This is a genomic window from Kaistella sp., from assembly GCF_032060305.1.
GTDB lineage: Bacteria > Bacteroidota > Bacteroidia > Flavobacteriales > Weeksellaceae > Kaistella > Kaistella yananensis.
The window spans coordinates 29,627-42,157 of sequence record NZ_DAMBHK010000009.1 but is presented as its reverse complement, the minus strand read 5'-3'; the positions used below and the strand labels follow the sequence as shown (position 1 = coordinate 42,157).

Genomic DNA, 12,531 nt, shown 5'->3' with positions numbered 1-12,531 from the left:
TTTGCAAGTGTTGTAATCGCAACATTTGTTTTAAAAACAGATTTTTCGGTTTCCTATTTCCTGACTACAGTGGTAACTTTTATTTTTATTTATTTTTCTGAAACTCAAAAGCCGGATGCTTACTTTTCGTTCGGTGTGGAAACGTGTTCCGGCTTGCCACTTTTATTTCTGATTTTAATGAAGTATTTTTGACGAATGGTTATCCAAAAACTTCATTTAATCAATTTTAAAAATCATTCCGAGAAATTTTTTGAATTTTCTTCGCAAATCAATTGCTTTGTAGGAAACAACGGTGCGGGAAAAACCAATGTGCTCGATGCGTTGCATTACCTTTCCGTGGCGAAAAGCTTTTTAGGCAACACGGATCTGAATAATATTAAAACGGGCGAAGATTTCTTTACTATTGAGGGTGAAATTTTCGATGGTGAAAAGGAAAATATATTGAAAATTCAGCTTCCGAAGGAATCTAAAAAAACCATTAAAAAAAATGATAAATCGTACGATAGAATTGCCGATCACATCGGATTTTTGCCAAGTGTGATTATCTCGCCCTATGATGCCAATTTGATTTCTGATTCCGGGGAAAGTCGAAGAAAGTTTTTAGATTCGATGATTTCGCAAACCGATTCGGAATATCTATTCAGTTTAATTCAATATCAAAAAACCGTGCAGCAGCGAAATGCCTTATTAAAAAGCTTTGCTAAAAACAGGTATTTTGATGCCGAAAATCTGGAGATTTACAATGAACCTTTAATTAAATTCGGAACGCGGATTTTTGAAAAAAGACAACAGTTTACAGACTCCATCGTGCCGCTGATTCAGAATTATTACGAAATAATTTCGAACGGGAACGAAAAAGTATCGGTAAATTACCACTCAGATTTACAGGAGAACAGTTTCGAGAATCTTCTGCACCACAATAGCGAAAAAGACCGGATGCTTACTTATACCTCGAAAGGCATTCATAAAGATGATCTTATTTTTGAAATGAATGGTAATTCGCTAAAAAAAATCGGAAGCCAGGGACAGCAGAAATCTTTTTTAATCGCACTAAAACTATCACAGATGAACAGAATTAAAGAACTTACGGGAAAAACACCGATTCTTCTGCTGGATGATATTTTTGATAAACTAGATGACACGCGGGTTTCACAATTAATAGAACTTGTTAACCAGGAGCATTTCGGCCAGATTTTTATCACCGACACGAACAGGGAACGTACGGAAAAAGTGGTGAAAAAAATTAATGAAGAAAGCAGAATTTTTGAAATTGAACCATGAGAAAGAAAAAACGCGAATTTCAGTCATCCGAACTGGTGAAATCCTTTGCCCGAATTTATGGTTTTGAGGATAAGCTGCTTGCTTTTGAAATCAAGGATTTTCTGCATGAATATCTTAATGACGCCCTGTTCAGCGAAATTGAATCTGTAAATCTGAACAGGAAAATTTTAGAAATCCGCATTAAATCGCCACTGCTTAAAAATGATTTCCGGATGCGTAAAACCTTCTTCCTGAATAAATTTAAAGAGAGATTCGGCGAAGAAAATATCAGCGATCTTCAGATTTCGTAGCTACCGTATTTTCTACCATTTCCTTTGCGCTGCTGTCGAGTTCTGAACGGATGGGCAGGAAGAACTGTAAAGGATTTTTCATAAAATACCTGAAAATTTCTTTATAAATTTCAGTCACTTCCCCAAAATTTACTTTTCGGGACCGGAAAGCCAGAACCATGGAAAGTCCGAAACTCACCGCAAAATTAAAGAATCCAATCAAAAATACGGTGATCACAGAAATCACTACGGTATAGGTATCCACCTCAAATCCTTTTCCATAAAAACCCAGTGCGATATTTCCGGCAGCAAATGTAATGTGTCGGATGTCCAGATCCAGACCCAGAAAAAGGCCAACAGGACCGGTAATTCCAAGGAACACCCCAAACCAGAAGTTCGAAATAATTCCGGCGGCGTTTTTTGCGTAATAGTCTGAAATATTTTGCGCTGATTTTTTGCCAAGAAAATAATTCAGAAAAGGATTTTTGGCAATTCTTTTTGGAATATGGTAAAACACCGAACTGTTTCCGATATTTCCCGAAATAATTCCCGAAATGAAAAGGAAAAAACCTGCAATACACGCATGGAAAATAGCTTTGGATTTGAAAGGATCGTGATCCTGAAGTATGTTTGAGGCTTTTTCTGCTGCAAAATTTTGTTGAAAAAGCACATCAAGACCGTAAATAATGGCAAGCGCTACAGGAAAAGCCAGCGCCACATTTCCCATAAATGCGATAAACTGAGAACGGAAAACTTTAGAAACAAGATGCGCAAAATCCACATAATTTTTCTGGGTATTTTCGCCTTCAGAAAGTACTTTGGCCATGGTTGCGGCCGTCATTGCCGGCTGTTTTGTGGCTAAAGTAAAACTCATCAGATAAATCATAATGAATCCCATCGCGTAATTAAAGGCGTATAAGATTCCGTGAGAAAAATCGCTGCCCGGAAGTGATCCGTAAAAAAGCTTTAATACCACCAGACAGCCCACGATAATTCCGCCGCCACTGGCTTTCAGGAACATGCTCATATAATCCCGACGGGAATTGGTGATATAATGCGTTCCTGTTTCTGCCGTATGGTTGGTAATTAGGTGCGACATCAGCCGGGTGCTATCAGAAACCAAATCCAGCAGGTTATTCTTGTGAGATTTATAATTCAGGATATTGAAAAACAGCTGTTTAGATTTACGCACCACATCATCTTCCTCATCAATCACCATCACCTGATGAATATCGCTCATGCGGTTCAGCTGCTGCCTGATCTTGAGCAGCGACTGGTTAATTTTACTCGATATTCCGTATTTCGCTGAGTTTTTAAAGGCTAAAGTCACAAAATCAAGACATTGCTCGAGATACACTTTAATCTGCTTATAATGTACGTCTTTGGAATTCAGGATAAACTCAGGATTTTCAGCGAAATTTTCATTCAGGCGGTCGAGTTCATTCTGTAGGGCCAGAAAAGGATTATCGAATTTGCGGTATTCCGGCGCCATATTTACCACTTCCACGTCCATTGCATTTCCGATGACGCGCCAGGCAAGAATATTCATGGAAAAAAGCAACTCATTTTTCACCTTAGGACGGATGATTATATCATCGATCCTTAGCAGCTGGAAAAATTCGGTGAGCTGTTCCTCCGGGATACTTTGGAAGTACTGTAGGTCTTTGCCCGTTCTTACCGAAATCGCATCGACCAGAAACCATACCGTATTTTCGTGTTCTACTGCAGGCAGAATTTTGTTCAGGAGTCTTTTTTTGAATTCCGGAAAAAAAGCGTTTTCAGATAAAATATTAGCTTCTGTAAGGGAAAGATTAAAGGGTTTGCCTTCGAAAAGATGGTTGATATAGTACCCGAAATTCTCTGTGACATCCGGATTGGTACGCAGAAAATCAAGAATTTCGCCAAAATCAGATCCGCGGAGATTCATCAGCAGTTCAGAAAGAGGTTCCAAAGATTTCGTCTCGTTCCGGAAACTGAAATATTTGGAAAGTACGGTGGTAAAACCTGTTTTATTTCTTTTGTATAAAGACATATTGCCTACAAAGATAATTTATTTCAAATTGACGTTATTCATCTGACGCATGATCCAGCTGTGTTTTCGCTTAAGATAGGCCGATGGATTTTTGGGATCGTATTTCTTCGGGTTCGGCAGAATCGCGGCAATCCACGCGGCTTCACTTTTGGTAAGGTCTTTTGCGTTTTTGTTGAAATAATATTCGGAAGCTGCTTCTACACCGAAAACACCGCGCCCCATTTCAATAGAATTCAGATAACGCTCAAGGATGATATCTTTGCTCCACACCAGCTCAATAATAAATGTATAAACAGCTTCCAACCCTTTACGGATCCAGCTGCGGCCCTGCCAGAGAAAAACATTTTTGGCGGTTTGCTGGGAAATGGTGCTTCCGCCCCGCAGTTTTTTGCCCTGTTCGTTATGTTTCATCGCTTTTTTAATCGCCTTATAATCGAAACCGTTATGGCTGAAAAATGCCTGATCTTCTGATGCGATCACCGCTTTTTTCACATGGGTTCCCATTTCATCGTAGGAAATATAATCTCTTTTAAGTTTTCCGTACTCCAACAAACCTCCGATTTGGGTAAACGTAATGGGCGGATTAAAGAATTTTCCCCAAACAATGAACAGAATGTTGGCGAGGATTAAGATAAAAAACAGTTTTTTGATTTTCTTCCACATATTTTAGTACAGATAATAGCCTGCAAAAATAGAAATATAAATTATTTAAGCGCTTTCAGGTATGTTAAATTATAATTGGGCAGCAGCTCGGGGTGGAAGATTTTAATGTAATCTTTCAGGATTAAATCTGCGCGCACCACACCGCTTTCGAAAAAGTCATTGGATTTTGCTTTCTCTTTTCCTGATACAGTGTAGAGTTTTCCGTTGTTGAAAACATTCATTTTCGCGTAATTCGGGTTGATCTGCAATAGTTCTTTCTTTGTCTTATGGTTTCCCACATTCACCCAAAATTCAGCGTTCTGCGACTTAGCGAAAACCTCTTCAAAACTTAAAGGAACCGCCTTGGAATCACTGTTTTGAGCATTAAGGTAATCTGCATTTGCATCTGCAATCAGGGTTGCTAAATTTGTTTTTCCGCCGGGTAAGAACCATTGGTTTCCGTACATTTCATTGGCAAGAACAACAGGTTTGTACTGTCCTTTTTGTGCCAAAGCTTTCAGTGAATCATAGGAACTCTGAATCTCGTTAAAACGCACAACTGAAGCTTCTTCGGGCCCTAAAAGTCTTCCGAAAACCATAAGATATTTGGATTTTTCCAAAGGATTCTGCTCCAAATATTCATCTAGAAAAATAATTTCGATTCCGTTTTTTCTAATGAGATCGTAGGTATTATCGAAACTTGCAATATAATTCGTAAAGACCGCGTCGGGTTTTAATGCGATAATTTTTTCGATATCATATTTCTGCTCGTTTCCGATGTTCTGAATTTTTCCCTCTGAAATGAGACTATGAATTTTCTCCGAATAAACATATTCCGGACTGGAGATTCCGATGATTTTATCTTCTAAACTCAATTCTGTAAAGTACCCTACCAGACTTGCATTAAGCAACATTACTTTTTTAAAAGGCAGTTTCGAAACAGGAATATTGTAATTAAATTTACCCGATTTTAACTTTACAAAATCGCCGACACTTTTGAATGCGACATTTTCCGAAATTTTTTGCCAGTCGTTAAGCGTATATTTTTCCTCCTTTTTACACGACAAAAGCAGAAATAGAAATAAAAATGCAAAAAAAGTACGTTTCATTTTTTGAAAGGAATAAAAAAGTGTTATATTTGCAGACCTAAAAAAAGGCCTCGTGGCGCAACTGAATAGCGCATCTGATTACGGCTCAGAAGGTTACAGGTTTGAATCCTGTCGAGGTCACAAAAACCCTGCATTAAGCAGGGTTTTTATTTTTCCAGAAGCAGGGAAACCCATTCTTCGCGCTGCAGTTTTCTTTTTAACGTGAGTTTTTGTTCATTACAAACCTCCATGATATCATCAACATCAAAGAAACATAATCCGGAAAGCACGAGCTGTCCGCCGTTATTTAAAACTGAAACATAAGTCGGGATATCTGAAATAAGGATATTCCGGTTGATATTCGCCAGAATAATATCGAAATTTTCGGCACCCAAATTATCCGCAGTTCCTTGGAAAATATCAAGTTCTACATTGTTTCTTGCTGCATTTTCTTTTGAATTCTCTACCGACCATTCGTCAATATCGATAGCAACGGTTTTTCCGGCACCTTTCTGCTTGGCGAAAATCGCGAGAACGGAAGTTCCGCAGCCCATATCGAGCACGGTTTTGTTCTCTAAATCCATATCGAGCATCTGCTGAATCATGAGATAGGTCGTTGCGTGATGACCCGTTCCAAAGGACATTTTCGGCTGAATGATGATTTCGTGTGGAAGATTTTGGTTTTCGTGAAATTCTGCCCGGATCGACACCTGATTTTCTACATTAATCGGCTCGAAATTCTTCTCCCACTCTTCATTCCAGTTGATATTGGGCATTTCGCGGTAAGTGTAGAAAATTTCTACAGCTTCATTGGAAAACATACTGATTTCCTGAAGTTGCTTTTCATCAAAAAGGTTTTTCTGAATATAGGCCAGAATTCCCTCGTGTTCCTCCGTAAAACTGTCGAAACCGATTTCAATGAGTTCTGCCATCAGGATTTCGTTCCAGGGCTGAAGCGGCGATATCGTGAAGTTGAATTCTAAATAATTGTTCATGGTGAATTTTTTGTAAAAATAACTATTTTTCTATTGATAAGGGAACTGCGCCCCGGATTGAACGGCATGTTTGAGCTCTTTTTCCGGCGGCGGCTTCGCCGCCGCCGGAAAAAAGCGAGTAGTGAAAGCCGGAAATGTGCGCCCAAATTAATTCCTGTGAAAATGAGAAGGAAATGCATCCTCCGGTTTCTGACGGAAAATATTGAGCAGAATCCACGATTTCAGAAAGCCATAACCGTAAGAAAACATCTGGATATAGGTGGAAATTACCGCAAATGAAGCGATGCTGATATTTTTGGTCTTATACAGCGCATGAAAAAACACAAGCACGGTGTACAACCCGTACATCGTAAGGAAAAGTCCTTTCTGAAAGAGAAAGTATTCAATAAAACCCAAAATGTAACCGATGAGAAAAACTGAGGGAAATGCAAACGAAATCTTCACATATTTCGGGTGACGCTGGTTAAGAATAGGTCTCGCGCAACCGAATTGGTAGACCTGTTTTGAGAATTTCCCGAAATCGACGCGCCGTTTATGGTAAACCCCAATATTATCGAAAAAGGCTGTTGTAAAACCGTTTTCCCAAAGCGTCATCGAGAGATCCGGATCTTCGCCAATCCGCATTTCTGAAAATCCGCCAACAGTTTCGAAGGCAGACTTTTTCACGCCCATGTTGAAACTGCGGGGCTGAAACTTGGTGACCGCTTTCTTGTTTCCGCGAATTCCGCCGGTGGTAAAAACCGAGGTCATGGAATAGGAAATCGCCTTCTGCATCAGATTGAAACCTTTGTGGGCTTTGTCGGCACCACCAAATGCATCGCAGGGAATTTCCGTAATATTTTTTTTGATGTTCTCGATGTAATTTTTTTCGACAATCACGTCCGAATCTACAAAAACAAGCCAGTCGTTCTTGGCTCTTCTGGCACCATAATTCCTCGACAAACCCGGACCGGAATTGTCTTTTCGGAAAAACTCTATATTTAAACTTTCCTTAAAAAGTGTGGTCGTTGGCCGCAGATCAATCTTGGAACCATCATCAACAATGATGATTTCAAAATCTTTATCTGTTTGATGAGACAATGAATTGAGCAGCTCGAAAAGTTCGTCTTTCCGGTTATAAATGGCGATGATGATTGAGATTGAATTCAATGTGATGATGTGCTGATTTGTGAACGTGGTATCGGACAATTTTAATAATCAAATTACCACATCAACTTATTACCTATTATTTTCCTTCCAGTTTATGAATTTTCTTCGTTCCTTCATACATTTCAAACTGTAGGAAACGGCATTCTAATTTTCCGTTGAAAAGTTTAATTCTTCGGGAAGGTCTTAAACCGACTTTTTTGGCCGCATCAAGGTCTGAAGAGATAAACCACGCCAAAGTATTTGGATAATTTTTCTTGAAAGTATCACCGATTTTCTTGTAAAATTCATTATCCTGAATTTCAATTCGCTCATCATAAGGCGGATTGAAAACCATCATCAATGGGAATAATTCTTTTTTGGACTCGAAGAAATCCTGCCTTTTCACTTCAATTACATCTTCCATTTCGGCTGCTTCTATGTTGAGATGAGCCGCGTTCAACATTTGAGAATCTAAATCATACCCGACAATTTTACCTGTGAATTCTTTGATTCGGTTGATTCTTACTACTTTTATTTTCTGGAAAAGTTCTGCATCATAATTTTTCCAGTTCTGGAAAGCGAATTTCTTTCTGAAAATCTGTGCCGGCAAATCCATCGCGATCATCGCCGCTTCAATAAGAATCGTTCCCGATCCGCACATGGGGTCCAGAAAGTTACCTTTTCCGTCCCAGCCTGCAAGCTGTAACATTCCACTGGCCAACACTTCATTAATAGGCGCTTCGCCTTGTTCTTTACGGTAACCTCTTTTAAAAAGCGGATCTCCACAAGAATCCAATGAAATCGTTACCAATTCCCTGTCGATATGCAGGTGGAATTTAATATCCGGATCCTGAACATCCACATTTGGTCTTTTGCGGTGATGAAATTTGAAATAATCGACAATCGCGTCCTTCATTTTCTGGGACATGAACTGCGAATGGCGGAACCGGTCCGAATATACCGTGGCATCGATGGCAAAGGTTTGGTCAACATTCATATAGTCATCCCACGGGAAGGCAAAAAGCTTATCGTAGAAGCGGCTTTCGTCCCAGGCTTTGAAAGTAAGCACCGGAATCATTATTTTGAGCGCAGTTCTGGCAGAATAATTAATCTTGTAAAGAAAACCCAGATCGCCTTCGCAGTTTACCGCGCGGTTTTTGATCTCAACGTTCTTGCCGCCCAGTTTTTTAATTTCTTCTGCCAACACTTCTTCGAGTCCGAAAAAAGTTTTAATCTGTATCTGTAAGTTTTCTGTATTCATATGAGTCTGGGTATCTAAACCCTAAAGTTGATTGGTAATGATTCCTGGGCATTTGATATTCTGCATTTGCCTTTTAAGAGAAATCTTTTATGATTTGTAGTTTAAGAAATGCAAATTTAGTTATTTTTGCACAATGGCATGGTTTGAAACGTGGTTTAATACCCCTTATTATCATATTCTTTACAAGGACAGAAATTTCGAAGAAGCAGAAAATTTCATATCGCTGCTAATCAACGATTTGCAGATCCCGAAACATTCAAAAATTATTGATTTAGCCTGCGGAAAAGGCCGGCATTCGGTTTTTCTTAATAAAATGGGTTTTGATGTTTTAGGACTCGATCTTTCTGAAGAAAGTATTTCACAGAACAAAATTTTCGAAAACGAAACTTTAAAGTTTAAGGTTCATGATATGCGGGATCCCATTTATCCGGAAATCTCGAAGATGAAAGTTGACGCAGTTTGTAATCTTTTTACAAGTTTCGGATATTTCGAAAGTGAAGATGATGACAAAAAAGTCTTTAGATCTGTTGCTGATGTACTGGAAGATAAGGGATTTTTCGTTCTCGATTTCCTGAACGAGCAGTGGGTAAAAAATACTTTGGTCGCGGAAGCGGTAACCACAAAAGGCAACATCGATTTTCATATTTCCAAAAGAATCGAAGACCAACATGTTATAAAAGATATTGTTTTTAAAGATCAGGGCGAGGATTTCCACTTTTTCGAAAAGGTGAAACTTCACACTTTGGAAGAGATTGGTTCTTATGCCGCGGAATTTGGATTTGAAAGGGAAAAAATTTTCGGAGATTATAATCTCGGAACTTTCGATCGGGATACTTCTCCGCGTTGTATTAACGTTTTCAGAAAACTTTAAAAAGATTTCGAACTAAAAATTTTTAGCGGTAATTTTATCACAAACCACAATCAGAAAGATTCATGATTATTTTTCTTTTAATATTAAGTGTTCTGGCCGGCGTATTTCTCGGAAAATATTTTGGTGGGAAACAGAAATTTGCAAAAAATCTCTTGATTTTAAGTGCCGGTTTTCTAATTACCATCTGTCTTAATGATGTTTTCCCGGAAGTGTATGCCGAAGGAAATTCCAACATCGGTATTTTTGTAATCGCCGGAGTGCTTTTGCAAATGCTGCTTGAAAATCTCACAAAAGGATTCGAGCACGGCCATTTTCACCATCATCACGAAGAGAAAAACATTCTACCGGTAGCACTTATGGTCGGGATGTTTATTCATGCCTTTTTGGAAGGAATTCCGCTTGCAAACGAAACCGATGTTTTCAATCCTTATTTAATGGGAATTCTTTTTCACAACCTTCCGATTTCCTTTGTTTTGGGCGCATTTCTGATTCAGAAACAGAAATTTACGACGACTTCCTGGCTGATCATTGCCTTTTTTGCAATTGCGTCACCTCTGGGATTAATTACCGGAAATTATTTTAACCTCGATTTTAAAGTCTATTTTCTGGCCCTGGTAGGCGGAATCTTTCTTCACATTTCCTCGGTTATAATCTTCGAAAGCAGCAAAAATCATAATATTGACTGGTGGAAAATTCTCATGGTGATTTGCGGTGTAATTTTAGCGCTGGTGGGACATTTGTTCCATGATCATTAATAAATAAAAAGGCTCCGGATTTCTCCGAAGCCTCCCATCATTATTTCACTTAATTCCGGAAATTTAGAATTTCCAGCCTAGTGTTATAAAGAAATTATCTTTAGTATTTTTTACGTTTGAAACTACTGACGCATCAGATTCAACAATATAATTGTTTGAAAAATATCCCGTATTAGTTGCTGCAGAACCCCGTAAAAACGGGCTGCTGTATTCTGAATTTACATTCTGGTAAGCCGCATCGATAAAGAATGATTTGAAATCATAACCAATCCCAGCACCCACAGTATTTCTTTTTCCTAAAATCAAATTGTCGTAAGATGTATTTGCTGATGTTCCGGTATCCGATAATGTACTGATCGACATCGAATCAAATGGACTTGACGCAAATCCGTAACCTCCTCTCACTCTGAAAGCAGCAATACGGTATTCTGCACCTACTTTTACCTCTGACAGATTTTTAGAGTTTTGATCAAAAAAGCTGTTCAATTCCGTTTCAGCATCGCCATACACTTTATATTTAGGTTTTGTAAGTCCCAAAGAGTAATCTACGTTGATAGCGAAATTTTTGTTGGGTACGTACGCTGCACTGAAAGTTGCTTTCATAGGTGAAGAAAGTCTGCGGTCTTCCGTATACGTTCCGTCTACTGGATTTTCATATTCGCTGTAAACTCTTGCAATGCTCCACCATGTGGGTGTTTCGATTGAAGCACCTAATCTGAACTGTGGATTAATCTTACCGATTACTCCTACAGAAGCCGAGAAACCGTTGGCAGACTCCGAAAAAGGAGTATACTGTTTGTCATAAACATCAGTTACATTGGTATTGTCTGTAAAAGCTGCGGAGTCATACTGATCGAGCACCGAGTTGTGGAAATTCAATCCGGCACCTACATACAGTCTGTTGTCATAATTTCCTCCAACACCGATACTCGTTTTGGAAAGATTACCGTATCGGTTATAAGCGTGGCCGGCAAATGCAAGCTCATCAACGAGCACATTGTCTGCATCTCTGATTTCATATATGAGATTGCTGTTTCCGGGAGTTTCGGAGTAATTCTCAATCGACTGATTCGAATAGTTAACACCTACATTCACAAATTTCCATGGCGTAGAGCCGCTCACAGGAAAAACGGCCACACCTCCAACATTTCCTAAATCAGTATTATTGACCTTGAAATCTGCAGATTTTCCTGCGTAAGATGTGGTATTTTTATTTGCTTCTATCCCTAATGTTCCCGAAAATTCACTGGCGATACTCACACCAATACCCGCAGGGTTAGAAGTAAGTGTAGAAAAATCTCCTCCCAATGCTCCCATAGAACCTGCCATAGCATTGTATTTTGATGAACCGTTCAGTGAGCTGTTTGAATACACTTCAACTGTGTTTCTAAGGGTTGAAACATCCTGCGCATTTACAAAATATGCAGCAGAAAGGCTTAAAACTATTAAAGAATTTTTAATCATTTTAAAATATGAGTTTTTTTTAAGTTATCTTCTGAAACCGCCGCCTGACCGGGTTGATCCTGAACTTGTATTGGATGAACCGCTGTTGAATCCGCCACCGCTGCTTCCTGAACGGAAGCCCCCGTCATTTGAATTGCTTCTGATTCTCGGCTCACTATAGCTTGGAGAGCTTTGTCTCGGAGTAGTCTGTCTTGGACTTGAATCATGCCTTGGAGTTGCTCTCAATCGTGGCTGAGTACTATTTTCAGGCTGGTTATATCTCGGATTGTTGGGTTGTGTAGAATTCATTCTTGGCGTATCGTTTCGGAACCCGGAATTATAATTATTAGTTCTGTTGGTGGAACTTGGATTAGAATTTTTTAAAGTATTCCTGAAACCACCGTCTGCACCGCTTCTTTTATAGGTAAATCCGCCATTATAGCTGTTATATCCCATTCCGTATCCATATCCATAAGGAGAATAATAGCCGTACGGGCTGTATCCGTAATAAGGATTATAATAGCCGTAGTAAGGGCTGTAGTAACCATACCATGGGCTGTAGTAACCGTACCACGGATTATATCCCATTCCCCACGGGCTGTAGTAACCTCCGTAACCCCAATACGATCCGAAACCGAAATTCAGTCCCCAACCGGAGTACATTCCGTAAGGGGAACCCCAGGTATCATTATAGAAAATATCGGTACCTGTATAATTGCCCCAATCGGAATTCTGGTCTTTCCAGCTTTCATTTCTGTTTTCAGAA

11 protein-coding genes, 1 tRNA gene and 2 pseudogenes are annotated in these 12,531 nt (G+C 39.2%); 6 read left to right on the top strand and 8 right to left on the bottom strand.

Features of this window, described 5'->3' with window-relative positions; genetic code table 11:
• The 3 genes and pseudogenes from V5N63_RS02425 to V5N63_RS02415 form a co-directional block, all read left to right on the top strand.
• Positions 1-192: pseudogene (locus tag V5N63_RS02425) on the top strand (hypothetical protein); the annotation flags it as partial.
• A gap of 3 nt (positions 193-195) precedes the next feature.
• Positions 196-1,281 carry a DNA replication/repair protein RecF gene (gene recF, locus V5N63_RS02420; protein ID WP_332032663.1) on the top strand — a complete coding sequence of 362 codons (1,086 nt, stop codon included), beginning with the start codon at positions 196-198 and terminating at the stop codon, positions 1,279-1,281.
• Entirely contained in the window at positions 1,278-1,571 is a 294-nt protein-coding gene (locus tag V5N63_RS02415) for a hypothetical protein (RefSeq protein ID WP_332032661.1), read from the top strand. The genes recF and V5N63_RS02415 overlap by 4 nt, the downstream gene beginning before the upstream one ends.
• On the opposite strand, the gene V5N63_RS02410 is transcribed toward V5N63_RS02415, so the two are convergent.
• Genes V5N63_RS02410 through V5N63_RS02400 form a run of 3 tightly spaced genes read right to left on the bottom strand, consistent with a single transcriptional unit; the run spans position 1,549 to position 5,333 of the window.
• Positions 1,549-3,582, bottom strand: a complete 2,034-nt coding sequence (locus tag V5N63_RS02410) for a recombinase (protein WP_332032659.1) — start codon at positions 3,580-3,582, stop codon at positions 1,549-1,551. The two genes, V5N63_RS02415 and V5N63_RS02410, sit on opposite strands and share 23 nt — an antisense overlap.
• 18 nt (positions 3,583-3,600) lie before the next feature.
• Positions 3,601-4,245, bottom strand: a complete 645-nt coding sequence (gene mtgA / locus V5N63_RS02405; protein WP_332032657.1) for a monofunctional biosynthetic peptidoglycan transglycosylase — start codon at positions 4,243-4,245, stop codon at positions 3,601-3,603.
• Positions 4,246-4,286: 41 nt separating this feature from the next.
• Positions 4,287-5,333, bottom strand: a complete 1,047-nt coding sequence (locus V5N63_RS02400) for an ABC transporter substrate-binding protein (protein WP_332032655.1) — start codon at positions 5,331-5,333, stop codon at positions 4,287-4,289.
• Positions 5,334-5,379: 46 nt separating this feature from the next.
• Between V5N63_RS02400 and V5N63_RS02395 the strand changes: the two genes are divergently transcribed.
• Positions 5,380-5,453: transfer RNA gene (locus V5N63_RS02395), tRNA-Arg, on the top strand.
• 26 nt (positions 5,454-5,479) lie between these two features.
• Here the strand turns inward: V5N63_RS02395 and prmA are convergent.
• The 3 genes from prmA to V5N63_RS02380 form a co-directional block, all read right to left on the bottom strand.
• Complete coding sequence (prmA, locus tag V5N63_RS02390) at positions 5,480-6,307, bottom strand: 50S ribosomal protein L11 methyltransferase (RefSeq protein WP_332032653.1); 828 nt, start codon at positions 6,305-6,307, stop codon at positions 5,480-5,482.
• Between the two features lie 147 nt (positions 6,308-6,454).
• Positions 6,455-7,495, bottom strand: coding sequence for a glycosyltransferase (locus V5N63_RS02385; protein WP_442905770.1), 1,041 nt, complete (start codon positions 7,493-7,495; stop codon positions 6,455-6,457).
• A 37-nt stretch (positions 7,496-7,532) separates the two neighbouring features.
• A complete protein-coding gene (locus V5N63_RS02380) occupies positions 7,533-8,696 on the bottom strand; it encodes a THUMP domain-containing class I SAM-dependent RNA methyltransferase (protein WP_332032651.1) in 1,164 nt (387 codons plus the stop codon).
• Between the two features lie 133 nt (positions 8,697-8,829).
• On the opposite strand from V5N63_RS02380, the gene V5N63_RS02375 reads away from it, so the two are divergent.
• Both V5N63_RS02375 and V5N63_RS02370 read left to right on the top strand, forming a co-directional pair.
• The gene (locus V5N63_RS02375) at positions 8,830-9,567 is read left to right on the top strand and encodes a class I SAM-dependent methyltransferase (RefSeq protein ID WP_332032649.1); all 738 of its coding nucleotides are present in this window, start codon (positions 8,830-8,832) and stop codon (positions 9,565-9,567) included.
• A 62-nt stretch (positions 9,568-9,629) separates the two neighbouring features.
• Positions 9,630-10,322, top strand: coding sequence for a ZIP family metal transporter (locus V5N63_RS02370; RefSeq protein WP_332032647.1), 693 nt, complete (start codon positions 9,630-9,632; stop codon positions 10,320-10,322).
• 63 nt (positions 10,323-10,385) lie between these two features.
• Here V5N63_RS02370 and V5N63_RS02365 read toward each other — a convergent pair whose 3' ends face one another.
• Together V5N63_RS02365 and V5N63_RS02360 are read right to left on the bottom strand one after the other, a co-directional pair.
• A complete protein-coding gene (locus V5N63_RS02365) occupies positions 10,386-11,786 on the bottom strand; it encodes an OmpP1/FadL family transporter (protein ID WP_332032645.1) in 1,401 nt (466 codons plus the stop codon).
• Positions 11,787-11,810: 24 nt separating this feature from the next.
• Positions 11,811-12,531, bottom strand: a pseudogene (locus V5N63_RS02360) (hypothetical protein); the annotation flags it as partial.

Coding starts and splice junctions, on each gene's coding strand:
- mtgA (WP_332032657.1), bottom strand. CDS start 4,245: ATGTGGAAGAAAATCAAAAAACTGTTTTTTATCTTAATCCTCGCCAAC.
- V5N63_RS02380 (WP_332032651.1), bottom strand. CDS start 8,696: ATGAATACAGAAAACTTACAGATACAGATTAAAACTTTTTTCGGACTC.
- prmA (WP_332032653.1), bottom strand. CDS start 6,307: ATGAACAATTATTTAGAATTCAACTTCACGATATCGCCGCTTCAGCCC.
- V5N63_RS02370 (WP_332032647.1), top strand. CDS start 9,630: ATGATTATTTTTCTTTTAATATTAAGTGTTCTGGCCGGCGTATTTCTC.
- recF (WP_332032663.1), top strand. CDS start 196: ATGGTTATCCAAAAACTTCATTTAATCAATTTTAAAAATCATTCCGAG.
- V5N63_RS02410 (WP_332032659.1), bottom strand. CDS start 3,582: ATGTCTTTATACAAAAGAAATAAAACAGGTTTTACCACCGTACTTTCC.
- V5N63_RS02365 (WP_332032645.1), bottom strand. CDS start 11,786: ATGATTAAAAATTCTTTAATAGTTTTAAGCCTTTCTGCTGCATATTTT.
- V5N63_RS02400 (WP_332032655.1), bottom strand. CDS start 5,333: ATGAAACGTACTTTTTTTGCATTTTTATTTCTATTTCTGCTTTTGTCG.
- V5N63_RS02415 (WP_332032661.1), top strand. CDS start 1,278: ATGAGAAAGAAAAAACGCGAATTTCAGTCATCCGAACTGGTGAAATCC.
- V5N63_RS02375 (WP_332032649.1), top strand. CDS start 8,830: ATGGCATGGTTTGAAACGTGGTTTAATACCCCTTATTATCATATTCTT.